General features: G+C 61.5%; 26 protein-coding genes and 1 pseudogene. 15 read left to right on the plus strand and 12 right to left on the minus strand.

Translation table 11 applies throughout. The features are described from left to right. Positions 1-234 precede the first annotated feature (234 nt). The 8 genes from gmd to HU725_RS06450 all read left to right on the plus strand — a co-directional run bounded on the left by gmd (position 235) and on the right by HU725_RS06450 (position 8887). On the plus strand, positions 235-1266 hold the full coding sequence (gmd, locus tag HU725_RS06415) for a GDP-mannose 4,6-dehydratase (RefSeq protein ID WP_186476595.1): 1032 nt from the start codon (positions 235-237) through the stop codon (positions 1264-1266). After that, a complete protein-coding gene (locus HU725_RS06420; RefSeq protein ID WP_186476596.1) occupies positions 1266-2162 on the plus strand; it encodes a GDP-mannose 4,6-dehydratase in 897 nt (298 codons plus the stop codon). Before gmd ends, HU725_RS06420 begins: the two co-directional genes overlap by 1 nt. Beyond that, entirely contained in the window at positions 2159-3304 is a 1146-nt protein-coding gene (locus HU725_RS06425) for a glycosyltransferase family 4 protein (protein WP_186476597.1), read from the plus strand. The genes HU725_RS06420 and HU725_RS06425 overlap by 4 nt, the downstream gene beginning before the upstream one ends. Then, a complete protein-coding gene (locus HU725_RS06430; protein ID WP_202884444.1) occupies positions 3301-4410 on the plus strand; it encodes a glycosyltransferase family 4 protein in 1110 nt (369 codons plus the stop codon). The genes HU725_RS06425 and HU725_RS06430 overlap by 4 nt, the downstream gene beginning before the upstream one ends. Positions 4411-4455: 45 nt before the next feature. Further along, complete coding sequence (locus HU725_RS06435) at positions 4456-5388, plus strand: UDP-glucose 4-epimerase family protein (RefSeq protein WP_186476598.1); 933 nt, start codon at positions 4456-4458, stop codon at positions 5386-5388. Further along, positions 5385-6389, plus strand: coding sequence for an MraY family glycosyltransferase (locus HU725_RS06440; RefSeq protein ID WP_060479705.1), 1005 nt, complete (start codon positions 5385-5387; stop codon positions 6387-6389). The genes HU725_RS06435 and HU725_RS06440 overlap by 4 nt, the downstream gene beginning before the upstream one ends. A 42-nt stretch (positions 6390-6431) precedes the next feature. Then, complete coding sequence (locus HU725_RS06445; protein ID WP_060479704.1) at positions 6432-8441, plus strand: polysaccharide biosynthesis protein; 2010 nt, start codon at positions 6432-6434, stop codon at positions 8439-8441. A 116-nt stretch (positions 8442-8557) separates the two neighbouring features. Further along, the gene (locus HU725_RS06450; RefSeq protein WP_186476599.1) at positions 8558-8887 is read left to right on the plus strand and encodes a ComEA family DNA-binding protein; all 330 of its coding nucleotides are present in this window, start codon (positions 8558-8560) and stop codon (positions 8885-8887) included. A gap of 142 nt (positions 8888-9029) precedes the next feature. Here the strand turns inward: HU725_RS06450 and HU725_RS06455 are convergent, their stop codons facing one another. Further along, entirely contained in the window at positions 9030-9197 is a 168-nt protein-coding gene (locus tag HU725_RS06455; protein ID WP_081016687.1) for a DUF2897 family protein, read from the minus strand. A gap of 182 nt (positions 9198-9379) precedes the next feature. On the opposite strand from HU725_RS06455, the gene pyrF reads away from it, so the two are divergent. Continuing rightward, positions 9380-10081: an orotidine-5'-phosphate decarboxylase gene (pyrF, locus tag HU725_RS06460; protein WP_060479702.1), complete on the plus strand. Its 702-nt coding sequence runs from the start codon at positions 9380-9382 to the stop codon at positions 10079-10081. 36 nt (positions 10082-10117) lie between these two features. On the opposite strand, the gene HU725_RS06465 is transcribed toward pyrF, so the two are convergent. From HU725_RS06465 to HU725_RS06475, 3 genes are all read right to left on the minus strand, one after another. Beyond that, positions 10118-10507 (minus strand): hypothetical protein, encoded by a 390-nt coding sequence (locus HU725_RS06465; RefSeq protein WP_186476600.1) that lies wholly within the window; start codon positions 10505-10507, stop codon positions 10118-10120. 139 nt (positions 10508-10646) lie between these two features. Then, positions 10647-11489, minus strand: a complete 843-nt coding sequence (gene kdsA / locus HU725_RS06470; protein WP_060479721.1) for a 3-deoxy-8-phosphooctulonate synthase — start codon at positions 11487-11489, stop codon at positions 10647-10649. A 118-nt stretch (positions 11490-11607) separates the two neighbouring features. Beyond that, entirely contained in the window at positions 11608-12609 is a 1002-nt protein-coding gene (locus tag HU725_RS06475) for an NADP-dependent oxidoreductase (RefSeq protein ID WP_186476601.1), read from the minus strand. 174 nt (positions 12610-12783) lie between these two features. On the opposite strand from HU725_RS06475, the gene HU725_RS06480 reads away from it, so the two are divergent. The 3 genes and pseudogenes from HU725_RS06480 to HU725_RS23100 all read left to right on the plus strand — a co-directional run bounded on the left by HU725_RS06480 (position 12784) and on the right by HU725_RS23100 (position 15652). Further along, positions 12784-13545 (plus strand): SDR family oxidoreductase, encoded by a 762-nt coding sequence (locus tag HU725_RS06480; protein ID WP_060479699.1) that lies wholly within the window; start codon positions 12784-12786, stop codon positions 13543-13545. 1021 nt (positions 13546-14566) lie between these two features. Next, a pseudogene (locus tag HU725_RS23095) lies at positions 14567-14791 on the plus strand (HAMP domain-containing protein); the annotation flags it as partial. Between the two features lie 147 nt (positions 14792-14938). Beyond that, complete coding sequence (locus HU725_RS23100) at positions 14939-15652, plus strand: methyl-accepting chemotaxis protein (RefSeq protein WP_397468361.1); 714 nt, start codon at positions 14939-14941, stop codon at positions 15650-15652. Positions 15653-15730: 78 nt separating this feature from the next. Here the strand turns inward: HU725_RS23100 and HU725_RS06490 are convergent, their stop codons facing one another. Beyond that, positions 15731-16927: a benzoate/H(+) symporter BenE family transporter gene (locus HU725_RS06490; RefSeq protein ID WP_186476603.1), complete on the minus strand. Its 1197-nt coding sequence runs from the start codon at positions 16925-16927 to the stop codon at positions 15731-15733. 145 nt (positions 16928-17072) lie between these two features. Here HU725_RS06490 and HU725_RS06495 point away from each other — a divergent pair, with 145 nt between their 5' ends. Then, complete coding sequence (locus HU725_RS06495) at positions 17073-17675, plus strand: glutathione S-transferase family protein (RefSeq protein WP_060479982.1); 603 nt, start codon at positions 17073-17075, stop codon at positions 17673-17675. A 111-nt stretch (positions 17676-17786) separates the two neighbouring features. Here the strand turns inward: HU725_RS06495 and HU725_RS06500 are convergent, their stop codons facing one another. From HU725_RS06500 to HU725_RS06520, 5 genes are all read right to left on the minus strand, one after another. Beyond that, positions 17787-18158 (minus strand): glutaredoxin, encoded by a 372-nt coding sequence (locus tag HU725_RS06500; protein WP_186476604.1) that lies wholly within the window; start codon positions 18156-18158, stop codon positions 17787-17789. 58 nt (positions 18159-18216) lie between these two features. Beyond that, positions 18217-18762: a GTP cyclohydrolase I FolE gene (folE, locus tag HU725_RS06505; RefSeq protein ID WP_054883671.1), complete on the minus strand. Its 546-nt coding sequence runs from the start codon at positions 18760-18762 to the stop codon at positions 18217-18219. A gap of 71 nt (positions 18763-18833) precedes the next feature. Then, positions 18834-19394 (minus strand): Smr/MutS family protein, encoded by a 561-nt coding sequence (locus HU725_RS06510; protein ID WP_060479984.1) that lies wholly within the window; start codon positions 19392-19394, stop codon positions 18834-18836. A gap of 100 nt (positions 19395-19494) precedes the next feature. Beyond that, positions 19495-19815, minus strand: coding sequence for a hypothetical protein (locus HU725_RS06515; protein WP_060479985.1), 321 nt, complete (start codon positions 19813-19815; stop codon positions 19495-19497). An 88-nt stretch (positions 19816-19903) separates the two neighbouring features. Continuing rightward, complete coding sequence (locus tag HU725_RS06520) at positions 19904-20494, minus strand: cysteine hydrolase family protein (RefSeq protein WP_060479986.1); 591 nt, start codon at positions 20492-20494, stop codon at positions 19904-19906. Between the two features lie 179 nt (positions 20495-20673). On the opposite strand from HU725_RS06520, the gene prmB reads away from it, so the two are divergent. Next, positions 20674-21582 carry a 50S ribosomal protein L3 N(5)-glutamine methyltransferase gene (prmB, locus tag HU725_RS06525; RefSeq protein ID WP_186476605.1) on the plus strand — a complete coding sequence of 303 codons (909 nt, stop codon included), beginning with the start codon at positions 20674-20676 and terminating at the stop codon, positions 21580-21582. A gap of 36 nt (positions 21583-21618) precedes the next feature. Here the strand turns inward: prmB and HU725_RS06530 are convergent, their stop codons facing one another. Beyond that, positions 21619-22407: a hypothetical protein gene (locus HU725_RS06530; RefSeq protein ID WP_186476606.1), complete on the minus strand. Its 789-nt coding sequence runs from the start codon at positions 22405-22407 to the stop codon at positions 21619-21621. Between the two features lie 102 nt (positions 22408-22509). After that, positions 22510-23469: an alpha/beta hydrolase gene (locus HU725_RS06535; RefSeq protein WP_060479989.1), complete on the minus strand. Its 960-nt coding sequence runs from the start codon at positions 23467-23469 to the stop codon at positions 22510-22512. Positions 23470-23651: 182 nt separating this feature from the next. Between HU725_RS06535 and aroC the strand changes: the two genes are divergently transcribed. Beyond that, positions 23652-24743 carry a chorismate synthase gene (aroC, locus tag HU725_RS06540; protein WP_060479990.1) on the plus strand — a complete coding sequence of 364 codons (1092 nt, stop codon included), beginning with the start codon at positions 23652-23654 and terminating at the stop codon, positions 24741-24743. The last annotated feature ends 106 nt before the right edge of the window (positions 24744-24849 follow it).

Here is a 24849-nt window from a genome sequence, read left to right on the forward strand (position 1 = left end):
CAAGCCAATCACTGGCCATCTCCCACCCTGGAACTTATTCTCCCGCGCCGGTTACTAATCCGTTCAATAAGGCCTGACCGGCACCTGGCGGCGCGCCAGTATTTTGTGAGTCGAGTACTCCCTCCGACCTATGTATACTGCCGTATGCAAGCAAGTACGCGCGGCTTGGAGCTGCCGCGTCAAGCCCAATAATCACACATGCCCGCACGGCACTATCGGAGTTGGTTAAGTCGCATGAAAGCAATCGTTACTGGGATCACTGGTCAAGACGGCGCCTATTTGGCAGAACTGCTGCTCGAAAAAGGTTATACCGTCTACGGCACCTACCGTCGCACCAGCTCGGTCAATTTCTGGCGCATCGAAGAGTTGGGCATCCACACCAATCCTAATCTGCACTTGGTCGAATACGACCTCACCGACCTGTCCGCCAGCATCCGCTTGCTGCAAACCACCGAAGCTACCGAGGTGTACAACCTCGCCGCACAGAGCTTCGTGGGTGTGTCCTTCGAACAACCTGTGACCACCGCCGAAATCACTGGCCTGGGTGCGGTGAACCTGCTCGAAGCCATTCGCATCGTCAACCCGAAGGTCCGCTTCTACCAGGCGTCGACTTCGGAGATGTTCGGCAAGGTTCAAGCCATTCCACAGGTCGAAAGCACCCCGTTCTACCCACGCAGCCCCTATGGCGTGGCCAAGCTGTACGCCCACTGGATGACCATCAACTACCGTGAGTCGTACAACATCTTTGCCACCAGCGGCATCCTGTTCAACCACGAGTCGCCACTGCGTGGCCGTGAGTTCGTGACCCGCAAAATCACCGACTCGGTAGCCAAGATCAAGCTCGGCCTGCTCGACAAGCTCGAGCTGGGCAACCTCGACGCCAAGCGCGACTGGGGCTTTGCCAAAGAGTACGTCGAAGGCATGTGGCGCATGCTGCAAGCTGATGTACCAGACACTTTCGTACTCGCCACCAACCGTACCGAAACCGTGCGTGACTTCGTCTCGATGGCGTTCAAGGCCGTCGACATCGAAATCAAGTGGAGTGGCAAGGACGAAGCGGAGCAGGGCACCTGCGCTGCCACTGGCAAAGTGCTGGTCGTGATCAACCCGAAATTCTACCGCCCAGCTGAGGTAGAGCTGCTGATCGGCAACCCTGCCAAGGCCAAGGAAGTTCTGGGTTGGGAGCCGAAAACCAGCCTCGAAGAACTGTGCCGCATGATGGTCGAAGCCGACCTGCGTCGTAACGAAAAAGGGTTCTCGTTCTGATGCAAATGGCCAGCAAGCGCGCGCTCATCACAGGGATTCAGGGCTTCACCGGTCGCTACATGGCGGCCGAGCTGCGAGCCCGTGGCTATGAAGTCATAGGGACCGGCAGCCAGCCGTTGCAGGCGCCTGACTACCACCAGGTCGATCTTACCGACGGCCCGGGCCTGCGTGCATTGCTGGCCGAATTGCAGCCGGATGTCATCGTGCATCTGGCTGCCATCGCTTTCGTCGGGCATGGTGCAGCCGACGCGTTCTACCAGGTCAATCTGGTGGGTACACGCAATCTGCTCGAAGCCATTGCGGCCTGCGGCAAAACACCTGATTGCGTGTTGATTGCCAGCAGCGCCAACGTTTATGGCAACGTTTCCGAAGGGCTGCTCGACGAGCAGACCTTGCCGGCGCCGGCCAACGATTATGCAGTCAGCAAGCTGGCCATGGAGTACATGGCACGCTTGTGGTTCGATCGTTTGCCGATCGTCATCACCCGCCCGTTCAACTACACAGGGGTTGGGCAGGCAGAGAACTTCCTGCTGCCCAAGATCGTCTCGCACTTCCAACGTCAGGCCGGCACCATCGAGCTCGGTAACCTCGATGTGTGGCGCGACTTCAGTGACGTACGTGCAGTGGTGCAGGCTTATCGTGGCCTCATCGAGGCCCGCCCTGTGGGGCAGACGGTCAACGTCAGCTCCGGGCAAACCCATTCGCTGCGCGAAGTCATCGCCAAGTGCTCGGCCATTACCGGCCACGCCATCGACGTCCAGGTGAACCCGGCGTTCGTGCGCGCCAACGAGGTCAAAACCCTCTGCGGCGACAACAGCCGCCTGCGGGCTCTGGTGCCGGGCTGGCAAACCCCCTCTCTGGATGAAACGCTGGGTTGGATGCTTGCGGGTAAATGAAGCTCATCCTCTCCGTCGAGCCGGTTCGCTTCCCGCTGACCGGCATTGGGCGCTACACCTACGAACTGGCCACTCGGTTACAGCGCAGTAGCGAAATCAACGATTTGCAGCTTTTCGCTGGGCGCCGCTTTTTGCCGTCGTTGCCCACCGCGGCCGATCAGTCCGACGCGGTGCATGGCCTCAAGCGTTTGGTTCAGAAGAACGCGGTGGCCGTGGAAGCCTACCGGCGGCTGATGCCCTACCTGCGTAAGCGGGCGCTGAAGGGGCATGAGGATCACCTGTATCACAGCCCCAACTATTACCTGCCACCGTTCGCCGGGCCCAGTGTGGCGACCTTCCACGACCTGTCGCCATTTACCTGGGCGCATTGCCATGCGCCACAGATCGCGCGCTTTCTGCAAAAAGAGCTCACGCTCACACTGCAGCGGGCCGACGCGCTGATCACCGACTCGCACTACACCCGTCAGGAGTTGGCTGACTATTTCGGCTGGCCCATCGAACGTATCCATGCGGTGCCGTTGGCCAGCTCCCCGGAGTTCCACCCGCGAAGCGCCGATAGCCTGCGTGAAGCACTTGCCCGTTACGGACTGCAAGCGGGCGGTTACAGCTTGTTCGTCGGCACCATAGAGCCGCGCAAGAACCTTGAGACGCTGCTGGACGCCTATGGCAAATTGCCGGTGGCGCTTCGCCAACGCTGGCCGCTGATCCTCACCGGGTATCATGGCTGGCGCAGCGAAGCCATTCACCAGCGCATCGCCCAGGCGCAACAGCAAGGTTGGGCTCGCTATTTGGGCTTCGCGGCCAGCGAAGACTTGCCGCTACTGTATGCCGGTGCGCGGCTGTTCACTTTCCCGTCGCACTACGAAGGCTTTGGCTTGCCCGTACTCGAAGCGATGAGCTCGGGCGTGCCGGTAGTCTGCTCCAACAGCTCGTCATTGCCAGAAGTTGCAGGCCAAGCCGCGCTGATGTGCGCGCCGGGTGACGTGGATGGCCTCAGCGCTTTGCTGCGTCAGGGCCTGGAAGACGAAAATTGGCGCCTGGCAGCCGTGCAGCAGGGCCTTACCCATGCCGCTGGTTTTTCCTGGGAGCGTTGTGCCCAGGCAACCATCGAGGTCTATCGCAAGGTCAGCGACAAACGATGATCAAGGTACTGCACTTTTTCAAAACCTATTACCCCGACTCCATGGGCGGTATCGAGCAGGTGATCTTTCAGATCGCCGAAGGCGCTCGCGCCCAGGGTATCGACTCTGAAGTGCTTTACCTCAGCGAGCGGGGCGCTGCGCGCAACGAGCCGGTTGCCAACCATTTGACTCACCGTTCCAAACTCGACCTGCATGTGGCGTCTACCGGGTTTTCAGTGTCGGCGCTGAAGGACTTCCGCGAGCTGGCTGCGCAGGCCGACATCGTGCATTACCACTTCCCATGGCCTTACATGGACCTGGTGCATTTTCTGGCGGGCCTGAATAAACCGACCGTCGTCAGCTACCACTCCGATATCGTCAAGCAAAAATGGCTGCTCAAGCTTTATCAGCCGCTCATGCACCGTTTTTTCACCAGTGTCGACCGTGTGGTTGCCTCCTCGCCCAACTACGCAGCGCACAGCCCGGTGTTGACGCGTTTCCAGAGCAAGGTTTCGATCATTCCCTACGGGCTTGACCGCGCCACCTATGCGCAGCCTTCGCAGAGCAAACTGGCTTACTGGCGCGGGCGGCTGGGGGAGCGCTTCTTCCTTTTCGTTGGTGCTCTGCGCTACTACAAAGGCTTGGACTACCTGCTGCAGGCCGCCAAGCTCAACGGTTTGCCAGTGGTCATCATGGGCGGCGGTTTTCTTGAGGCTGAGCTCAAGCAGCAGGCTGCAGAATTGGGCTTGAGCAATGTGCATTTTCTAGGCGGCTTGCCCGATGAAGACAAAGCTGCCTTGCTCGAGCTGTGCTATGGCTTCGTGTTCCCATCGCACCTGCGCTCCGAGTCGTTTGGCATCTCGCTGCTGGAAGCGGCGATGTATGGCAAACCTTTGATCTCCTGTGAGATGGGTTCCGGTACGACCTTCATCAACCTGGCGGACCAGACGGGCCTGGTGATACCGCCGCGTGACGCCTCGGCACTGGCTTTGGCCATGCAGCGTCTCTGGGATGACCCTGGCATGGCCAGGGCTATGGGCGCTAAGGCCTTGGAACGCTACGAAGCGGTGTTTACCGCACCGGCTATGGCGGCCGCCTACGCCGACCTGTACCGTAGCCTGTTGTAACCCTCGGATTTTGCCTGCCCAAGCTTTCGCATAAGAACGACTTTCATGGATAGCCGAACGATTCTTGTCACCGGCGCTAGCGGCTTCGTTGGCAGCGCCCTAAGCCGTCAGTTGCACGACCTTGGCGTTTTCATCGTGCGCGCCCCGTCTCGTCAGGAGGCCCCGCTGGCCGCCGCTACCGATTGGTCCGCTGCGCTTGCCGGCGTCGATACGGTCATACACTCGGCAGCCCGCGTGCACGTGATGCAGGAAACAGCCAGCGACAGCTTGGGCGAGTTTCGTAAGGTCAATGTCGAGGGTACCCTCAACCTCGCCAGGCAGGCTGCCGAGGCGGGTGTTCGTCGTTTCATTTTCATCAGCTCGATCAAGGTCAACGGCGAACTCAGCTCGCCCGGCCAGCCTTTGCGCGCTGATGATGCGCCCGCCCCGCAAGATGCCTACGGGCGGTCCAAACTGGAGGCCGAGCAGGGGTTGCAGCAGCTGGCAGCGGCCACTGGCCTGGAGCTGGTGGTGATCCGCCCGGTGCTGGTGTACGGGCCGGGGGTCAAGGCGAACTTCCGCAGCATGCTGGGCTGGGTTCAGCGCGGCATACCGCTGCCACTGGGCGCGCTTGGCAATCGTCGCAGCCTGATTTTTGTCGATAATCTGGTTGACCTAGTGTTGACTTGCATCGATCACCCGCTGGCTGCCAACCAGGTGTTTCTCGGCAGCGATGGGCAAGACGTGACCTTGAGCGATTTGCTTCGCGCCTTGGGCCGCGCGCTGGGCCGGCCGGCTCGCTTGCTGCCCGTGCCTCCTGCACTGCTGCGCGCGCTGGCTCGCCTGCTTGGGCGCGGTGATATGGCCCAGCGCCTATTGGGCTGGTTGCAGGTCGATATCGAAAAAAACCACCGACTGCTCGGCTGGACCCCACCTCATACGCTGGAGCAAGGGCTGAAGCTCACCGCTCGCGATTTTCTGGATAACCCCCACCGATGACCTGGCTGATACTTGTCGCTGGCGTGGCTGCGCTGGCCATGACCGCAGGCTTGCGCCGCTACGCTCTGGCGCGCAGCCTGCTAGACATCCCCAATGCCCGCAGTTCGCATACCCTGCCAACCCCGCGGGGAGGGGGGCTGGCGTTCGTTGTCTGCTTCCTGCTGGGAGCCCTGGGCTTGGGCTGGGCTGGGGCCGTCGCGCCGCCGGTACTGGTCGGCCTGCTGGGGGCCGGTAGCCTGGTAGCGGTCATCGGCTTCATGGATGACCACGGCCATATTGCCGCACGCTGGCGTCTGCTTGGCCACTTTCTTGCCGCCGCCTGGGGGCTCTACTGGCTAGGGGGCATGCCGCCTGTCATGGTATTGGGCTGGTCACTGGATGGCGCTTGGCTGGGTGGGCTGTTTGGTGCCTTGTACTTGGTATGGCTGCTCAATCTGTACAATTTCATGGATGGTATCGATGGTATCGCCAGCCTTGAAGCCATCTGCGTCTGTTTAGGCGGCTGCTTGCTTTACTGGCTGGGCGGGTATCCGCAAGCCACGTGGCTGCCGCTGCTGCTGGCCGCCACGGTGGCGGGCTTTTTATTCTGGAACTTTCCTCCAGCACGGATTTTCATGGGCGATGCCGGCAGTGGCTTCCTCGGCATCATGCTGGGCCTGATGGCGTTGCAGGCAACCTGGATAAACCCGCTACTCTTCTGGGGCTGGTTAATACTTTTGGGGGTATTTGTAGTCGATGCCACCTTTACGTTGCTGCGTCGGCTCTTGCGCGGCGAACGCATCTACGAGGCGCATCGCAGCCATGCCTATCAGTATGCTGTCCGCCAGCATGGCAGTCACCGGCCAGTGAGCCTTGCCGTAGCGGCCATCAACCTGGGCTGGTTATTGCCGGTGGCGTTGGCGGTGGTGGCGTTTGGCCTGGATGGTGCGACGGGAACCTTGGTCGCATATTTCCCTCTTATAATGCTGGCGATCAAATACCATGCCGGGAAGCGGGAATAACATGATCGAGCTAACCGCACTTGGCACGTTGAGGAGAGCTGGATGAGCGATGCAAACAAAGACAGGCTGCGCCAGTTCCTCGTGAACCTCTCACGGCGGCAGAAGCGCCTGATTCAAGTCTGCACCGACATGCTGCTCATCTGGCTGGCCTTGTGGTTGTCGTTCATCGTGCGGCTAGGCATCGATGAAATGTACAACCCGATTCTGGAGCATACCTGGCTGTTCCTGGCCGCTCCGGTCGTGGCAGTGCCGTTGTTCATTCGGTTTGGCATGTACCGGGCGGTCATGCGCTATTTTGGCAACGATGCCCTGGTGACCATCATCAAGGCTGTCACCCTCTCGTCGTTGATTCTTGCCGTAGTGGTGTACTGGTACAGCAACCACAAAGTGGTGGTTCCCCGCTCGATCATCTTCAACTACTGGTGGCTGAGCCTGGTCATCATCGGTGGCTTGCGCCTGGTGATGCGTCAGTTCTTCCTCGGCGATTGGTTCACTGGCAACCACCAGATTCCTTTCACCAACCGCGACGATGGCCAGATCAAGGTCGCCATCTACGGCGCTGGTACGGCCGGCAACCAATTGCTGGCTGCGCTGCGCATGGGCCGGGTGATGCGGCCGGTGGCCTTCATCGATGACGATGGTGACCTCGCCAACCGAGTCATTTCCGGGCTTCAGGTCTACAAGCCCAAGCACTTACAGCAGATGATCAAGGAAACCGGTGCCCAGGAAATCCTCCTGGCTTTGCCCCGCGCTTCCCGTGCGCGGCGCAAGGAAATCCTGGCTTTCCTCGAGCCGTACCCGCTGCACGTGCGAAGCGTGCCTGCGTTTGCCGACTTGGCCAGTGGTCGGGTCAAGGTCGATGACATTCAGGACGTCGACATCGCCGACTTGCTCGGGCGTGACCCAGTGCCAGCTCAGGATGAACTGCTCGAGCGGTGCATCAAGAAGCAGACAGTGCTGGTCACTGGCGCAGGGGGCTCGATCGGCTCGGAGCTGTGCCGACAAATCATCGGCCTGGGCCCCAAGACCTTGCTGCTGTTCGACCACAGCGAGTTCAACCTTTACAGCATCCTCAGTGAGCTGGAACGACACGCCGCCCGTGAGTCGCTCTCGGTTCGCTTGCTGCCGATTCTGGGCTCGGTGCGCAATCAGCAGCACCTTGCCGATATCATGAGCACCTGGCGGGTGGACACTGTCTACCATGCAGCTGCATACAAGCACGTGCCGATGGTCGAGCACAATATGGGCGAAGGCGTGCTTAACAATGTGTTCGGTACTCTATGCACCGCGCAAGCTGCCTTGCAGTCGGGAGTGGCCAACTTCGTGTTGATCTCCACCGACAAAGCGGTGCGGCCTACCAATGTGATGGGCAGTACCAAGCGCCTGTCCGAACTGATCCTGCAGGCTCTGAGTCGGGAAGCTGCGCCAGTGATGTATGGCGACAGCGGCAAAATTTCACGGGTGAACAAAACCCGTTTCACCATGGTGCGCTTCGGTAACGTGCTGGGCTCTTCGGGCTCGGTGATACCGTTGTTCCACCAGCAGATCAAGGCTGGTGGGCCGCTCACCGTTACCCACCCGAAGATCACGCGGTACTTCATGACCATCCCCGAGGCTGCCCAACTGGTGTTGCAGGCCGGGGCCATGGGGCAGGGGGGCGACGTCTTCGTCCTGGATATGGGCGAACCCGTCAAAATCGTCGAGCTGGCCGAAAAAATGATTCACCTGTCGGGCCTGAGCGTGCGTAGCCCAGGCAACCCCACTGGCGATATCGCCATTGAATTCTCAGGCTTGCGGCCGGGTGAAAAGCTGTATGAAGAGCTTCTGATCGGTGATGACGTATCGCCCACCGTGCACCCCATGATCATGACGGCCAAGGAAGACTTCCTGGCGTGGGATGTATTGCGCGAGCGCTTGGCAGCGCTGCTCAAAGCGGTTGCAGAAGATGATTTCAGCCGCATCAGGCACCTGCTGCGCGAGTTGGTCAGCGGCTATTCGCCGGAGGGCGATATCGTCGATTGGCTGTACTTGCAGCAGCATCAAGACCGATAAAGCGGCTTCCTACAAAACAAGGGGATTAGCCCCCTTCGCGGGCACTTTGGGGATCGATAATCTGGCCTGGCAGCCAAGGAAACGCTGCCTCGCCAATTACTCCAAGGAGTGCTTCTATGCGTAATACCGTGCTTTCGTATCTGTTGCTGCCCCTGTTCGCGGGCCTTGCGTTTTCGGTTAACGCCGCACCTGCCGAGGGGCCAATGACTCAGCCGGTAGCGGCGATGAGCCAGAAGAGCACCGGGCCCGCACTTGTAAACTTGAACCAGGCCGACGCTGCTACTTTGCAGAAAGAACTCACTGGCATTGGCAAGGCCAAGGCTGAGGCCATCGTTGCGTACCGCGAGGCTAACGGGCCGTTTGCGACGGTTGACGAGTTACTGGAAATAAAAGGCATCGGCAATGCATTGCTGGAGCGTAACCGCGATAAGTTAAGCGTTGAATGACTACGCTCATCGGGCTCATCGCAGTCAGTTAAATCAATTGGGCCGCAAAGCGGCCCAATTGATAAGCATGAAACCTTAGTTTCAGGCATCAGCCTAACGGCTCTCAGCATGATTGCCTGCCGCCGTCACGCTGAAGCCCGCATTATCTGTCCTGCGCGTCCTTGGCATCGGCTTGTGCATTGCGTTCATGCACTTTGCGCAGTTGTTCATCAGTCAATGGGAGTTTTTTGGCTGTATCGCGCAGCATCATCAACCCGCCGACGATAGAACCCAAGGCTACGATGAGTATCAGCCAGGCGTACCAGGGCATTTGTATTCTCCTGTCAGCACCATGGGGCAATGCTTGTACTCATATCGAGCATCACCCGGTTGGGTTGGTTCAATTATAGGCAGCGCCCACCTCTGGGCCAATCCGATGACCTGCGGCCCCCAAAGCCTGCGCCACTTCGTTTACAATGCGCGCCGTTTACGACTTGCCAAGAGACCCCGACCATGTCCGCCTGCCAGACGCCCCTGATCGTCGCCCTGGATTTTCCCACCCGTGACGCTGCCCTGAAGCTGGCTGACCAGCTCGACCCCTCCCTGTGCCGGGTCAAAGTTGGCAAAGAACTGTTCACCAGCAGCGCCTCGGGAATTGTGGAAACGCTCTGCGCGAAAGGCTTCGAAGTATTCCTGGATTTGAAGTTCCATGACATCCCCAATACTACGGCCATGGCTGTGAAGGCTGCTGCCGAGATGGGGGTATGGATGGTCAACGTGCACTGCTCCGGTGGCCTGCGGATGATGGCCGCCTGCCGCGAAGCGCTGGCCAAGCGCACGGGTCCGCAACCACTGCTGATCGGGGTGACCGTGTTGACCAGCATGGAGCGTGAGGACTTGGCGGGCATCGGCCTGGATGTGGACCCGCAGCAGCAAGTGCTGCGTTTGGCCGCGCTGGCAGAGAAGGCGGGTATGGACGGCCTGGTGTGCTCGGCGCTGGAAGCACCCGCGCTCAAAGCCGCGCACCCGGCACTGCAACTGGTCACTCCAGGCATTCGTCCTGCTGGCAGCGCCCTGGACGACCAGCGCCGTATCCTAACTCCGCGCGAGGCATTGGATGCAGGCTCCGATTACCTGGTAATCGGCCGCCCTATCAGCAAAGCAGCCGACCCCGCGCAGGCACTGGCCGCGGTGGTGGCCGAGATTCGCGGCTGAACTGGCAACCGGGCTACCGTCGGGTAGCCCATAGCTTCAATGGGCAATATCCATGGTGCTGGCTTGGGTTGCACGTATGAGGGCGACGTCCACATGGTAGGTGGCGAAGTCGCTGGAACGCAGGGTGGTGCCCAAGGTGGCGCTCAAGACCACATCGTGTTGGCGCTTGATGTCCTGCAAGGTGCTGGCGAACTGATGTTCATGCGTCATTATCAGCAGAGCGCAATCTGCGCCTTGGGCGAAAGCCTGTTGTAAGGCTTTGGCATTGAACGCCAACGCTACCCCACGCTGATAGGCTTCGACCAGCTCGTGGGTGGCGGTCACATTCAGGTTCAGGCCCCCTTGCGGTGTATGGCGCTGGGCTATCTTCGCCTGGGTCATCACATGGGCGCAGGCCTGCAGAAACAACGATTCGTACCACTCCACAATGTTCTCCTCATGAAAGCGCGCACATCAATACCTGAGTTTGAGCGTGAGCGCCACGGGCATTGCCCATATTCACAGGCGAAATGAAAAAGGGCCGACCTGCAATGTGCAGGTCGGCCCTTTTTTCATTGCTTTCGAATCAGGCGATGACCAACGGGGCGAAGCCTTTGACCAGGTCATCCAGGGCTTTGATTTGCGCCAGGAACGGCTCCAGCTTGTCCAGCGGCAGAGCGCTCGGGCCGTCGCACTTGGCTTGGTCTGGGTTAGGGTGGGCCTCCAGGAACAGCCCAGCCAGGCCCACCGCCATACCAGCGCGGGCCAGGTCCACGACCTGCTCGCGACGGCCACCGGAAGCCGCGCCAGATGGGTCGCGATTCTGCAGCGCGTGGGTGACATCGAAGATTACCGGCAGGTCGTCGCAGGTACGTTTCATTACCCCGAAGCCCAGCATGTCGACGACCAAGTTGTCGTAACCCATGCAGGTGCCACGGTCGCATAGGATCAGTTGGTCGTTACCGGCTTCCTTGAACTTGTGCACGATGTTCTGCATCTGCGAAGGGCTGAGGAACTGCGGCTTCTTGATGTTGACTGGCTTGCCGGTCTTGGCCAGGGCTACCACCAGGTCGGTCTGGCGGGCCAGGAAGGCGGGCAGCTGCAGCACGTCGACCACTTCGGCAACCGGGGCGCACTGATGAATTTCATGCACGTCGGTGATGATCGGTACGCCGAATTCGGCCTTAACTTTTTCAAAGATACGCAGGCCTTCTTCCATACCGGGGCCGCGGTAGGAGTGGATCGAGGAGCGGTTAGCCTTATCGAAGCTGGCCTTGAACACGTAAGGGATGCCCAGTTTCTCGGTAACCCGAACGTACTCGGCACAGGCGGTCAGGGCCAGGTCCTCGGACTCGAGTACGTTGACGCCGCCGAAGAGGACGAACGGGGCGGTGTTGGAGCACTCGATGGTGGGGGTGATCTTGATCATGGTCATCTCTACAAATCCCTTGTCACTGGTTTCAGTGGCGAGGGGCAATCTTACAAGATCTGTGCTGCCTGTGCCGGCCCTTTAAGGGGGCGCGGCACAGTCCAGGGCTACACCCGCGTCACACCTTCAACACCAACTTGCCGAAGTTTTCCCCGTTGAACAGCTTGAGCAATGTTTCTGGGAACGTCTCCAGCCCTTCGACCACATCCTCCTTGCTCTTGACCTTGCCGCTGGCCAGCCAACCGGCCATCTCCTGCGCGGCCTTGCCATAGTCCTTGACGTGGTCCATCACCACGAAGCCTTCCATGCGTGCGCGGTTCACCAGCAGCGCCAGGTAGTTGGCCGGGCCTTTGACCGCTTCTTTGTTGTTGTACTGGCTGATGGCGCCGCAAATCACGATGCGTGCTTTGAAGTTGATGCGGGTGAGGACCGCGTCGAGGATTTCGCCGCCGACGTTGTCGAAGTACACATCGACCCCTTTCGGGCATTCGCGCTTCAGGCCGGCCAGCACGTCCTCGGCTTTGTAGTCGATCACGCCGTCGAAGCCCAGTTCGTCTTTCAGGTATTGGCATTTCTGCGCACCACCGGCAATGCCGACCACATGGCAGCCTTTGAGCTTGGCGATCTGCCCGACGATGCTGCCCACCGCACCGGCTGCGCCCGAGATGACCACGGTGTCACCGGCCCTGGGCTGGCCGACTTCGAGCAGGGCGAAGTAGGCGGTCATGCCGGTCATGCCCAGGGCCGACAGGTAGCGGGGCAGCGGGGCGAGATTGGGGTCGATCTTGTGCAGGCCCTGGGGCTCGCCGGTGAAGTAGTCCTGCACACCAAGGGCGCCGCTGACATGGTCGCCGGGCTTGTAGTCGGGATGGTTGGAAGCCACCACCTCGCCAACGCCCAGGGCACGCATCACCTGGCCCAGGGCAACGGGTGGGATGTAAGACTTGCCTTCGTTCATCCAGCCGCGCATGGCTGGGTCCAGGGACAGGTACAGGTTGCGCACCTGGATCTGCCCTTCGGCAGGCGCCTGGGCGGGCACGGTCTCGAAGGTGAAGTCGTCACGGCGCACGGCGCCGGCCGGGCGTTTGGCAAGCAGGAAGCGGCGGTTGGTCTGGGTCATGGCAGGTCCTTGTGATGGAATGAGGCTCAGCGGTCAATTTAACCTGCTGATGCTGGTTGGTCCGCAAAATCACTGGTAAGCATGGTAGCTCAACCGCTGCCCTGATGATGCTGCCCAGCCCGGTGGTAGGCTGACTAGACTCTCAGCCCATCCATTCCCCTTCTGGAGCAGACGATGAGCATGACCTTTTCCGGCCAGGTAGCCCTGGTCACTGGCGCTGGCGCGGGGATCGGCCGGGCTACGGCGCTGGCCTTTGCCCGCCAAGGCCTGAAGGTGGTGGTAGCCGATCTTGACCCGGTCGCAGGCCAGTCTACCGTCGACCTGCTGCATCAAGCGGGGGGCGAGGCGTTGTTCGTGGCCTGTGACGTGACCAAGGACGCCGAGGTACGGCAACTGCACGAGCGGGTCATCGAGGTGTATGGGCGCTTGGACTACGCCTTCAACAACGCAGGCATCGAAATTGAAAAAGGGCGTTTGGCCGAGGGCAGTGAGGCCGAGTTCGACGCCATCATGGGCGTCAATGTCAAAGGCGTATGGCTGTGCATGAAGTACCAGTTGCCGCTGCTAGTGGCTCAAGGCGGCGGGGCGATCGTCAATACCGCCTCGGTGGCGGGCCTGGGCGCAGCACCGAAGATGAGCATTTATGCCGCCTCCAAGCATGCGGTGATCGGCCTGACCAAGTCGGCGGCCATCGAATATGCCAAGAAGCGTATCCGGGTCAACGCGGTGTGCCCGGCGGTGATCGATACCGATATGTTCCGCCGTGCCTATGAAGCTGACCCGCGCAAGGCTGAATTTGCCGCTGCCATGCATCCGGTGGGGCGTATCGGCAAGGTCGACGAAGTGGCCAGTGCCGTCTTGTACCTGTGCAGCGATGGGGCGGCCTTCACCACGGGGCACAGCCTTGCTGTGGACGGCGGAGCCACGGCCATTTGAGCCGGCCCCGATCAGCCCTGCAATTTCCCCTGCAGGGCGACCCTTAGTTAGCTGATAACGACAGTACATAGCTATTTGACACCATTTTTCTGTCGCCCCCTTGTTTGCAGGCCAAGAACGTTGCAACGCTTAGCTTTCGGCAAACCTTGCACGGTGAAGAGGATCGGCGATGGCGGCGAGCAGGCGCGGTGTTCTGGCTAACCTGGGCATGGCCCGCAAACTGGGCCTTGGCTTTGCCCTGGTGTTGCTGCTGACCGTGGCGGTGGCGGCCATCGGTGTAGCCGCGCTGCATGGCGTCGGCCAGCGTTTCGACGGGCTGCGTGAGCTAGGCCAGTTCAATACCGACCTGCTGCGGTTGCGTCAGCGCGAGCAGGCGTTTGCTTTGCGTTCGGATATCAAGGAAGCCGAGGCTCTGCGCAGCGGGTTGCAGAACCTCGCCGAGCGCGCCCGCACCCTGCCGGCAATGAGCGCGGCCGAGGCTGACCTGGCGGCGTACGGCCAGGCCTTTGAAGCCTTCGTCGAAGCGGTGCAGGCCAAGGAGCTGGCGCTGGACATGGCCAGTTGGTCGGTGTCCAGCGTGGCCAATAACCTCGATGTGCTGCAATCGGGCTTGGCCGATGATGCCACTTACACCCTTAAGCAATCCCAAGGCCAACAAGGTGGCGAGTTCCTCGAACAGGCCGGGCAGGTGGCGCAAGTTTCGCGGTTGATGCTGCAAGCCATGGAAGAGGCGCGGGTGCGCTTGGACAAGAGCCGCAAGGGTGAAGAAGTCGAGCAAGGGCGCATCGCGCAGACTGTCGACGCAGCGCAGTTGGTCGAGCAGCTCAAGGCCAGTGTCAGTGACCCCGGCTACCAAAGTGTGCTGGGTGAAGTGGCTGGGCACATTGCCAGTTTCTCCGACAAACTTAACGAATACACCGATCTGCTGGGTAAAGAACAGGGCATCAAGGCACAGTTGCAAGCCAGTGCCGAGCAGGTCACCAGCCGGGTCGACCAGGCCTATGTGGCCGACCAGCAAGCCATGCAGTCGGAACTTGCGCGTAATAGCCTGGCGATCGCCTTGGCCACTGGCCTTGCGCTGCTGGTGGGCATTCTCGCTGCCTGGCTGATTCCCCGCGCGGTGATCGGCCCACTCAAACGCGTAATCAGCCGTGCCCAGCGCATCGCTGCCGGGGAATTGAGCCTGGAGCACGAAGCGCCGCGCAGCGACGAAGTGGGCCAGTTGATGCAGGCCATGCAGCAGATGGCTGCCGGGCTGTCGGGCGTGGTCAGTGGTCTGCAGCAGGGCATCGAGCAGTTGGCAGGTAGCGCCCAGGCACTGTCGGCTGTGACCGAGCAGACCAACCGTGAAGTTGGCAGCCAGAAGGAAGAGACCGAGCAGGTAGCGACTGCCATGCAGCAGATGACTGCCACCGTGCACGATGTGGCGCGTAACGCCGAGCAAGCCGCGCAGGCGGCACAGGCGGCCGACGAGAAGGTCGACGCTGGCCAGCGTGTGGTGCGCGAAAGCATGCAGCGCATCGAGCAATTGGCCAGTGCCGCAGACACTGCCAGCGCGGGTATCGATAGCTTGAGCGCCGAGATCCACACCATTGGCGATGTGCTGGAGGTGATCAAAAGCGTGGCCGAGCAGACCAACCTGCTGGCGCTGAACGCGGCTATCGAGGCGGCCCGGGCCGGTGAGCAGGGGCGTGGTTTCGCCGTGGTGGCTGATGAGGTGCGCGCCCTGGCCCGGCGTACCCGGCAGTCGACCGAGGAAATCGAACGGCTGGTGGCCAGCCTGCGGGGCAACGCCCAGCAGTCGGTGACGCAGATCCGTGGCAGTACCGAGCTGGTACGCCTGGCCGTAGCCGACGCGCTACAGACCGAAAGCGCGCTGGGCAGCATTGCCGCGGCGGTGTCCTTGATTCAGCAGATGAACCAGCAGATTGCTGCGGCAGCCGAGCAGCAGAGTTCGGTAGCCGAAGAGATCAGCCGCAGCGTGACGCAGATCCGCGGCAGTGCCGACCAGGCGGCGCTGGCGATGCAGGACAATGCCCGCTCCAGTGTCGAATTGGCGCAACTGGGCAGTGACCTCAAAGGCATGGTCGGGCATTTTAGGCTGTGAGTGGCTGGCGGTGGATTTTCGTGGGGTTCGAGACCGAGCGCCGCCCGCGCGGCGCTCGATCTCAACCGCAACACTGAACTACCGCCGAGCCCCCTGAGCATTCAGAATCAACAAGGTCAAAACCCCCGCCACAATCCCCCAGAACGCCGAACCAATCGAGAACAGCGTCAACCCCGATGCCGTGACCATGAAGGTGATCAAGGCCGCTTCCCGCTCGCGTGCCTCGGCCATGGCCACGGTCAGCCCATTCATGATCGAACCAAACAGTGCCAGGGCGGCAATCGACAGCACCAGCTCCTTGGGCAGCGCGGCGAACAACGCCGCCAGGGTTGCGCCGAACGTACCGGCTATGCCATAGAAAATCCCGCACCAAACCGCCGCCGTGTAGCGTTTTTGCGGGTCTTCATGGGCATGCGGCCCGGTGCAGATCGCCGCACTGATCGCCGCCAGATTCACCCCGTGGGAGCCGAAAGGGGCCAGCAGCAGCGAGGCAAAGCCAGTGGCAGAAATCAGCGGCGATGCAGGTACTTGGTAGCCGTCGGCCCTTAGCACAGCCACGCCCGGCATGTTCTGGGAGGTCATGGCCACCACGAACAGCGGTATGCCGATGCTGATGGTCGCGGCCAGAGAGAAGCTCGGCGTGGTCCAGACCGGTGCCGCTACCTCGAGCTTGAAGCCGCTGAAGTCCAGCAGGCCAAGGGCGCCGGACAGCGCGGTGCCCACCAGCAAGGCAGCCAGCACGCAATACCGCGGCGATAGCCGCTTGACCAACAGATAACTGAAGAACATGCCCAATACCAACAAGGTACGGTGCTGGGCGGCCACGAAGATTTCGCTGCCGATCTTGAACAGGATCCCCGCCAGCAGCGCCGAGGCCAATGACGCGGGAATACGCTTGACCAGGCGTTCGAAGCTGCCGGTCACGCCGCAGATCACCACCAGCAGTGCACAGGTAATGTAAGCGCCGATGGCTTCGCCGTAGCTGACACCGCCCAGGCTGGTAATCAACAGCGCTGCACCGGGGGTAGACCAGGCCACGGTGATAGGCGTGCGGTAGCGCAGTGACAGGCCGATGCTGCACACCGCCATGCCGATCGACAAGGCCCAGATCCACGAAGAAATCTGTGCACTGGTCAGCCCGGCAGCTTGCCCTGCCTGGAACATCAATACCAGGGAGCTGGTGTAACCGGTGAGCATGGCGATGAAGCCGGCGACCACGGCCGACGGGGAGCTGTCTGCCAGGGGCCTCAGGCGCGCGGAGGTGGCATCGGTCATTGGAGGGGTCCTTGTCCATGTGTAAGCTGTTTTTGCAGCCTAACGCGGCGGTGATTGATCCTTGCCATACAGCAGGCATTGCTTTTGGCCGTACAGTCGCCAACTATTGAGCAAATCTGCGTAACTGCATGGGAGGGGAGGGGCGATGTACAAGGTGTATGGTGACTACCAGTCGGGCAACTGCTACAAGGTCAAGCTGATGCTCAGCCTGCTGGACCGCCCGTATCAATGGCAAGCGGTGGACATCCTCAAGGGCGAAACCGAAACCCCAGAGTTCCTGGCCATGAACCCCAATGGCAAGGTGCCGGTTCTGCAGCTCGAGGACGGTACCTGCCTTTGGGAGTCGAACGCCATCCTCAACTACCTGGCCGATGGCAGCGCGTTTCTGCCCAGCGAACCGCGCCTGCGCACGCAGGTTCTGCAGTGGCAGTTTTTCGAGCAATACAGCCATGAGCCGTACATTGCCGTGGCCAGGTTCATTCAGTTCTACCTGGGCTTGCCGGATGAGCGTGTGGACGAATACCGCAAGCTGCACAAAGGCGGGTACAAGGCGCTGAAGGTGATGGAGCGGCAGTTGCAGATGACGCCGTACCTGGTTGGGGACCAGTACTCGATCGCCGACGTCGCGTTATACGCCTACACCCACGTGGCGCATCAGGGCGGTTTCGATCTGGCCGACTATCCGGCAGTGCGGGCCTGGCTTGAACGGGTGGCGAGCCACCCAAAGCATGTGCCGATGGTTGAGTAAGGCGAGTTCGGCCTATTCGCGGGTGAACCTGCTCTCACCCGCTAGCCACAGGGCTCGCGCACTGCGTGATCCCTGTGGGCGTTCACTGGCGATAAAGCCGACGCTTATGCTTCAGGCTGACGCGAAACGCTTGTCCAGGTAATCAATGATGGCCTTGGACTCATACATCCAGGTCACGTTGCCCTGTTCTTCGATGCGCAGGCACGGCACTTTGACCCGGCCACCCCCTTCGAGCAGCGCCTGGCGGTGCTCGTGGTCGTTCTTGGCATCACGCAGCGCAACTGGCACGTTCAAACGATGCAGGGTACGGCGGGTTTTCACGCAGAACGGGCAGGCATGGAACTGATAGAGCGCGAGGCTCTTGGCCTGCTGCTCGACACGCGACTGGGCCGCCGCGTCACGCTTCTGCTTGGCCGGGCGGCTGATCCAGTCGCCGAACACGATAAGCTGGCCAAGGCCAACCCGCAGGGCTTTGACGATCATGGGCTACTCCTGAAAGTAAAAAGCCGACCCCTGGGGGCCGGCTCGGGATAGGCACCGATCACTTGATCAGGCTGAGGAACTCGCTGCGGGTGGCGGCGTTTTCACGGAATTCACCCAGCATCACCGAGGTGAGCATGGTCGAATTCTGCTTTTCCACACCGCGCATCATCATGCACATGTGCTTGGCTTCGATCACCACGGCCACGCCGGCAGCCCCGGTAACCTGCTGCACGGCCTCGGCGATCTGGCGGCTGAGGTTTTCCTGGATTTGCAGGCGGCGGGCGAACATGTCGACGATGCGGGCGACCTTCGACAAGCCCAGGACTTTGCCCTTGGGCAGGTAAGCCACGTGGGCCTTGCCGATGAAAGGCAACATGTGGTGTTCGCACATCGAATACAGCTCGATGTCCCGGACCAGCACCATCTCACTGTTGTCGGAGGTGAACAGCGCGCCGTTGGTGACTTCTTCCAGCGTCTGCTCATAACCGCGGCAAAGGTACTTCATGGCCTTTGCAGCCCGTTTGGGCGTGTCGAGCAGGCCCTCACGGGAGACGTCCTCGCCGAGTTGGCTGAGGATCTCGGTGTAGTTCTGTTCCAGGGACATGTATCTACCTGTGGGTAAAAAATCGCAAAAAGGAAGGTTACGGCGGCGCGGGCGGCGCTGCAAGCACGGCGTTACTCGTCGCGCCCTTCCATCATGGTTCGCTTGAGCATCACATACACAGCGCCGGTGCCGCCATGGCGGGCCTGGCATGAGGTGAAACCGAGCACTTGCGGGTGCTGGCGCAGCCAGGTGTTGACGTGACTCTTGATCATCGGGCGCTTGCCGTCCAGGCGCGCAGCCTTGCCGTGGGTCACCCGTACACAGCGCACTTCGAGCTGGGTAGCTTCGGCGATGAATGCCCACAAGGTTTCGCGGGCTTTTTCAACGCTCATGCCATGCAGGTCGAGGCTGCCCTCGAAGGCGATCTGGCCAAGCTTGAGCTTGCGGATCTGGCTTTCCTGCACCCCGTCGCGGCGCCACATGAGCTCGTCTTCGGCGCCCACGTCGATGACGAACTGGTCCGACAGGCCATCGATTACCAAGGTCTGGTCGCTGCGCACGGTCGCGGCCTGGCGCAGGCCGGCCAGTTGCTTGCGGTCGGTTTTCGGTTTGCCCACATCGGCGCGGTCGTGCTTGATCGGCTTGACGCCGCGCACCTCTGCGCTGAACAGGGAAAAATCGTCGTCTTGCATGGTGCCTCCACGTGGGAGGCGTAGTTTACGCCATCAGCCTTGTGGCGTCAGTACTGCCCCTTCGCAGGTTCACCCGCGAATAGGCCCGCAGCACAAACCGCTAATCGTGCTTCTTCATCAAGTGCGGTGACATGTTCAGTTCGCGCCCGCGGCGCAGGCGGATGCGGCTACGACGCCAGAGGCGCACGCCCAGATACAGCAGCAACAGCCCAACCAGCGCCACGATGCTGGCCAGCGGGCGGTTTGTGTTGAGGTCGGCCAGGGCCGCGTAGTTGCCAAGTAGCCCGGACACGCCTGCCATGGCTAGCAACACACCCAAGGTAGCGATCAGGGCCGACAGGCCGGCGGCAATGCGCGCGCCCCAGTTGCGCGGTTCTCGCGGGCGCAGACGCTTGGCGTCGAAACTGCCTTTAAGCTTCATTCCAGTCACCTCTGTGGACATCCGGAATTCGACCTGGCCCTGGTACAAGGGTTCCGCGCGGCTGCCGGGCGGTCATCGCAACACCGGCTCAGATCAGGCTGGCGGTGGGTGCGACACAGGCGAAGTTATCGGCCATCACGGCCATTTCGCACGCGTGGATCTGCGCGGCGGGGATCACCTGATCCTTCAGCGCCAGGTCGCGGGTGGCTGAAGCATCTTCTACCAGGGTGCAACGATAACCATAGTCCTTGGCACGGCGCACGGTGGTGCTGACGCTGGAGTGGCTCATGAAACCGCACACGATCAGGTCCAGATGCCCAAGAGCCTGCAAGGTGTCATGCAGTTGGGTGTTTTTGAACGCGTTGGGCATGCGTTTTTCGATGACGATTTCACCTTCGTGCGGCTCCAAGCCCGGAATGAACTGGCCGGCCGGGCCTTGCGGGTCGAAGCGCCCGCCAACGGTGCCGAGGTGGCGAACGTGGATGATCGGACGGCCTGCCTTGCGGGCAGCGTCGAGCAACCGGGCGATGTTGGCCACGGCCTCGTCCATGCCCGACAGCTGCAGAGGCCCGCTCAGGTACTCTTTCTGCGCATCGATGATGATCAAGCTGGCTTGGCTCAGCTTGGCCGGCGGATAGTCGCGGCCCGTGAGGCGGAACATCGTGGGTGGAACTGACATCAAGGGCTCCTCGGGTAGGGCTTTTGTATACCTATTCTCCCTTGCCTTGGCGCCAATGGGAATGGTTGACATCGCAAGCGGCATGGATACTGGCCTGTGGCTTGCCATCAGGGCATGGTGACGAACAATTGTGCCGGTAGGGCTGTTAGACTTTTGTACGGTCTGAATAGGAGTTTCCCGTGATCACATCTCGTCTGCGCACGCTGCGCGACTACATCCGCTGGGCGGTCAGCCGCTTCCACGAGCATGAGTTGTTCTTTGGCCATGGTGCCGACAATGCCTGGGACGAGGCCCGTCTGCTGGTGCTGGGCGCCGTGCACCTGCCCTGGGAGATTGCCGACAGTTACCTGGACTGCCAGCTCGAGGACGACGAGCGGGTGCGCCTGCAGCATCTGCTCAAGCGCCGTATCGAAGACCGCGTGCCGACGGCTTACCTGCTGGGCGAGGCGTGGTTCTGCGGCATGTCGTTCATCGTCGACGAGCGCGTGCTGGTACCTCGCTCGCCCATTGGCGAGCTGATCGAAAAACGCTTCGAGCCATGGCTGGCGGCCGAGCCCGCTTGCATTCTGGACCTGTGCACGGGCTCGGGCTGCATTGGCATAGTGGCCGCCGAGGTATTCCCCGAGGCTGAAGTGGTGCTGGCCGACTTGTCGTTCGATGCACTGGAAGTGGCGAATCAGAACATCGAACGCCACGGTTTGGACGAGCGAGTGTTTACCGTGCAGGGTGACGGCTTCGCTGGCCTGCCTGGGCAGCGCTTCGACCTGATCCTGTCCAACCCGCCGTATGTCGATGCCGAAGACTTTGGCGACATGCCGGCCGAATACCACCACGAGCCGGAAATGGGCCTGGCCTGCGGCAACGATGGCCTGGACTTGGTCCGGCGGATGCTCGCCGATGCGGCTGATCACCTGACTGAAAAGGGGTTGTTGATCGTCGAGGTCGGCAACAGCCAGGTGCATGTCGAAGCCCTTTACCCTGAAGTGGACTTCGCTTGGCTGGAATTCGAACGTGGCGGGCACGGCGTGTTCATGCTCACCGCCGAGCAATGCCGTCAGCACCAGGCGCTGTTCAAGTCGCGCGTCTGAGGCCGGGCAGGGTGGGCCGCACGACGGCCCCGCAGCTCACCGGGTAGCGATCCAGATCAGCAGCCCGGCCTGGAACACCGCGAACGCCACCAGGCAAGTGATGGTAAAGCGCAGCCCGCTGTCTTCGCGTCGATATTTGGCCACCCGCTCGTCGCGTTCGCGCAGCTGCCCCTCTTTCTCCTGCAGTTGCTGCTCGGCCTGCTGCAGCATGCCGGCTGCATCGAGCATGCTCACCTGCTGCACTTTTTCGGTGTTCCAGCCGCCTTTGAGCTGGTTCACGGTGGTATCCAGGGTGCGGCCTTTGAGGTGCTGCGGGTCGGCGTATTCCACTTCCAGGCCCGTGGCGGTGATGAACCGGTCGCGGCGCAGGCGGGTGTCTTCGTTCAGCGCATCCTTGTTCGGCAGCGCCATGCCTTCGACCCGGTAGTTCGACCAGCGCCGCTGCAGCCACTGCACCGCCTGGGCCAGCATGAAGCGGCCGACCCCGCGGTTCAGCGGCTCCAGTTGCAACCCGCTGTCACTGCCCAGGGTCACCCGCCGCTCGCCGTGGTCCACCCGCACATCCAGTTGGTTCTGCTCCTTGCGAACTTTCTGCCCTGGCAGGCGGATTTCCATGCGCAGCAGGCTGTGGGCCTTGTCATGGCGTTCGGCGTAAGCGAACTCGACGAAGCGCAAGGGCCGTGCGCCGCTGTTGCGGTCGATGGGCAGGGGCGCCAGGCGCAGCAGTTGGAAGTGTTCAACAGCAAGGTCTGCCCAAGGCAGGGCGGCTGGCTCCGGGGCGGGCGGCTCTTGGCCGGGCTCTACGGCAGCGGGGGCATCGGTCATTGGGGCATTTCCTCGGGGACGGGCAGGTAGCGAACTGGGCTGCATGCCGCCCAGATCACTGCCGATACCGCTTTATCGGCAGGGATTGCCGATGTTTGAGGGTCAGGCCGATGGCAACTGGTGAATGAAGCTGACCAGTCGTTCGCCAAGCTCCCGCGCCAGGGGCAGCTCTGGATTGAGGTAGCTGTCACGCTGCAGGTGCATGTCTTTCGGGCTGATGCGCAGCATGTGGTTCATGCCGTCGATCAACACCAGCTGAGCATCCGGCTTGGCTGCTTTGAGGCGTTCAGCGTCGGCTACATCGACCTGCACATCGTTGCGTCCTTGTACGATCAGAGCAGGCATCGGCAAGCGCGCGAAAGCCTGGGCTGGGTTCTGCTGCAGCAGGGTGATCAGGTAAGGCTGCACGCTTGGGCGAAACACCTGGCGTAGCGGGGCAGGTATGTCCAGGCTGGTCTGCCCAGCTTGCAGGCGGTCGAGCAGGGCGCTGCCCTGAGCCACCTGCGCAGGTGGCAGGCGTTGAGCCAATTGCTCACGCAACACGTCCGCCAAGGGGCGGCCCATGCCGGCCAGGGTGACCACTGCACTGGCACCGGCGCGTTCGGCGGCAAGGGTGGCGATCAGCGCCCCTTCACTGTGGCCCACAAGGATCAGCGGGCCAAACCTTGGGTCGGCCTTGAGCTTTTGGCTCCACGCCACGACATCGTCGACGTAACGCTGCACGCTCAGGTTGCGCTCGTCAGGCGTGGCTGGCTGGCTGGCGGCCACGCCGCGTTTGTCGTAGCGCACGCTGGCTATGTGTTCGTTGGCCAGCACCAGGGCCAGGCGTTTGAGGTTGTCGACACGGCCTGAGGCTGGGTTGTTACCGTCTCGATCAGTGGGGCCGGAGCCGGCAATGATCAACACCACTGGCGGCGGGGTGGCTTGTTGCGGCAACAGCAGGCTGCCGTGGAGCACACCTTGGCCGGTATCGAGGTCGATAGGGCGTTGCAGTACGGTAGGGGCGGCGGCCTGGGCCAGGCCGGTACACAGCAAAAGGAACAGAGCGACCAGGCGCGACATCTTGGGTTACTACATAGGGAGATGAACGTATGACTCGATGCTGGAGGGAAGGTTCGCAGCCTCGATAAGCACCGTGCAGGCGGGCGGGGGGCTGGTTAACCACCAACAGGCCAGCACAGCCCCTTCATCCATCTGTATACTGCCGGCTTTCGTTCACCTCAGGCAGATTTCGCGGAGCGTCCATGTCCGGCAATACCTACGGCAAGCTGTTCACTGTCACCACCGCTGGCGAAAGCCATGGCCCGGCGTTGGTCGCCATTGTCGATGGATGCCCACCTGGCCTGGAGATCTCCCTCGCCGACCTGCAGCACGACCTTGACCGGCGCAAGCCTGGCACCAGCCGGCATACTACCCAGCGCCAGGAAGCCGACGAGGTTGAAATCCTCTCTGGCGTCTTCGAAGGCCGCACCACCGGCTGCTCGATTGGCCTGCTGATCCGTAATACCGACCAGAAGTCCAAGGACTACTCGGCGATCAAGGACCTGTTCCGCCCCGCCCACGCCGACTACACCTACCACCACAAATACGGTACTCGCGACTACCGTGGTGGCGGGCGCAGCTCGGCGCGCGAAACGGCCATGCGTGTGGCTGCTGGCGCCATCGCCAAGAAGTACCTGGCTACCCAGGGCATTCAGGTGCGTGGCTACATGAGCCAATTGGGCCCGATCGAAATCCCCTTCAAGGGCTGGGAATCGGTTGAAGAAAACGCCTTCTTCAGCCCCGACCCCAGCAAGGTGCCGGAGCTTGAGGCCTACATGGACCAACTGCGCCGCGACCAGGATTCGGTTGGGGCGAAGATCACCGTAGTGGCCGAGGGCGTCATGCCAGGGCTGGGCGAGCCGATTTTCGATCGTCTCGATGCGGAACTGGCCCACGCGCTGATGAGCATCAACGCGGTCAAAGGCGTTGAAATCGGTGCGGGTTTCGCCAGCGTTGCCCAGCGCGGCACCGAACACCGTGACGAGCTGACCCCTGCAGGTTTTCTCAGCAATAACGCAGGCGGCATCCTCGGTGGCATCAGCTCCGGTCAGCCGATCGTCGCCCACCTGGCGCTCAAGCCGACCTCCAGCATCACCACGCCAGGCCGTTCGATCGATGTAGATGGCAACCCCGTCGACGTCATCACCAAAGGCCGCCATGACCCGTGCGTGGGTATCCGTGCCACACCGATCGCCGAAGCGATGATGGCGATCGTGCTGATGGACCATTTGTTGCGCCATCGTGCGCAGAATGCCGAGGTGAAGGTGAACACACCGGTATTAGGCCAGCTCTGATCCAGCCTGTGTCGGCCGCTTCGCCGGTGAACCCGCTCCTACAGCGATAGCACTGAATCTGTGGGAGGGGGTTGGCCTTGAAAGGGCCGATACAGGTCCCTAGAGG

The organism is Pseudomonas promysalinigenes, assembly GCF_014269025.2.
Classification (GTDB): domain Bacteria; phylum Pseudomonadota; class Gammaproteobacteria; order Pseudomonadales; family Pseudomonadaceae; genus Aquipseudomonas; species Aquipseudomonas promysalinigenes.

Excerpts from the sequence above, each read along its gene's own strand:
- HU725_RS06480 (WP_060479699.1), top strand. The coding sequence starts at position 12,784 with ATGAGCATGACCTTTTCCGGCCAGGTAGCCCTGGTCACTGGCGCTGGC.
- HU725_RS06500 (WP_186476604.1), bottom strand. The coding sequence starts at position 18,158 with ATGATCGTCAAAGCCCTGCGGGTTGGCCTTGGCCAGCTTATCGTGTTC.
- HU725_RS06515 (WP_060479985.1), bottom strand. The coding sequence starts at position 19,815 with ATGAAGCTTAAAGGCAGTTTCGACGCCAAGCGTCTGCGCCCGCGAGAA.
- HU725_RS06475 (WP_186476601.1), bottom strand. The coding sequence starts at position 12,609 with ATGACCCAGACCAACCGCCGCTTCCTGCTTGCCAAACGCCCGGCCGGC.
- HU725_RS06425 (WP_186476597.1), top strand. The coding sequence starts at position 2,159 with ATGAAGCTCATCCTCTCCGTCGAGCCGGTTCGCTTCCCGCTGACCGGC.
- pyrF (WP_060479702.1), top strand. The coding sequence starts at position 9,380 with ATGTCCGCCTGCCAGACGCCCCTGATCGTCGCCCTGGATTTTCCCACC.
- HU725_RS06455 (WP_081016687.1), bottom strand. The coding sequence starts at position 9,197 with ATGCCCTGGTACGCCTGGCTGATACTCATCGTAGCCTTGGGTTCTATC.
- HU725_RS06535 (WP_060479989.1), bottom strand. The coding sequence starts at position 23,469 with ATGTCGCGCCTGGTCGCTCTGTTCCTTTTGCTGTGTACCGGCCTGGCC.
- HU725_RS06490 (WP_186476603.1), bottom strand. The coding sequence starts at position 16,927 with ATGACCGATGCCACCTCCGCGCGCCTGAGGCCCCTGGCAGACAGCTCC.
- HU725_RS06435 (WP_186476598.1), top strand. The coding sequence starts at position 4,456 with ATGGATAGCCGAACGATTCTTGTCACCGGCGCTAGCGGCTTCGTTGGC.
- HU725_RS06420 (WP_186476596.1), top strand. The coding sequence starts at position 1,266 with ATGCAAATGGCCAGCAAGCGCGCGCTCATCACAGGGATTCAGGGCTTC.
- HU725_RS06510 (WP_060479984.1), bottom strand. The coding sequence starts at position 19,394 with ATGCAAGACGACGATTTTTCCCTGTTCAGCGCAGAGGTGCGCGGCGTC.
- HU725_RS06520 (WP_060479986.1), bottom strand. The coding sequence starts at position 20,494 with ATGTCAGTTCCACCCACGATGTTCCGCCTCACGGGCCGCGACTATCCG.
- HU725_RS06530 (WP_186476606.1), bottom strand. The coding sequence starts at position 22,407 with ATGACCGATGCCCCCGCTGCCGTAGAGCCCGGCCAAGAGCCGCCCGCC.
- HU725_RS06445 (WP_060479704.1), top strand. The coding sequence starts at position 6,432 with ATGAGCGATGCAAACAAAGACAGGCTGCGCCAGTTCCTCGTGAACCTC.
- aroC (WP_060479990.1), top strand. The coding sequence starts at position 23,652 with ATGTCCGGCAATACCTACGGCAAGCTGTTCACTGTCACCACCGCTGGC.
- HU725_RS23100 (WP_397468361.1), top strand. The coding sequence starts at position 14,939 with ATGCAGCAGATGACTGCCACCGTGCACGATGTGGCGCGTAACGCCGAG.
- kdsA (WP_060479721.1), bottom strand. The coding sequence starts at position 11,489 with ATGATCAAGATCACCCCCACCATCGAGTGCTCCAACACCGCCCCGTTC.
- HU725_RS06440 (WP_060479705.1), top strand. The coding sequence starts at position 5,385 with ATGACCTGGCTGATACTTGTCGCTGGCGTGGCTGCGCTGGCCATGACC.
- HU725_RS06495 (WP_060479982.1), top strand. The coding sequence starts at position 17,073 with ATGTACAAGGTGTATGGTGACTACCAGTCGGGCAACTGCTACAAGGTC.
- HU725_RS06430 (WP_202884444.1), top strand. The coding sequence starts at position 3,301 with ATGATCAAGGTACTGCACTTTTTCAAAACCTATTACCCCGACTCCATG.
- HU725_RS06450 (WP_186476599.1), top strand. The coding sequence starts at position 8,558 with ATGCGTAATACCGTGCTTTCGTATCTGTTGCTGCCCCTGTTCGCGGGC.
- folE (WP_054883671.1), bottom strand. The coding sequence starts at position 18,762 with ATGTCCCTGGAACAGAACTACACCGAGATCCTCAGCCAACTCGGCGAG.
- gmd (WP_186476595.1), top strand. The coding sequence starts at position 235 with ATGAAAGCAATCGTTACTGGGATCACTGGTCAAGACGGCGCCTATTTG.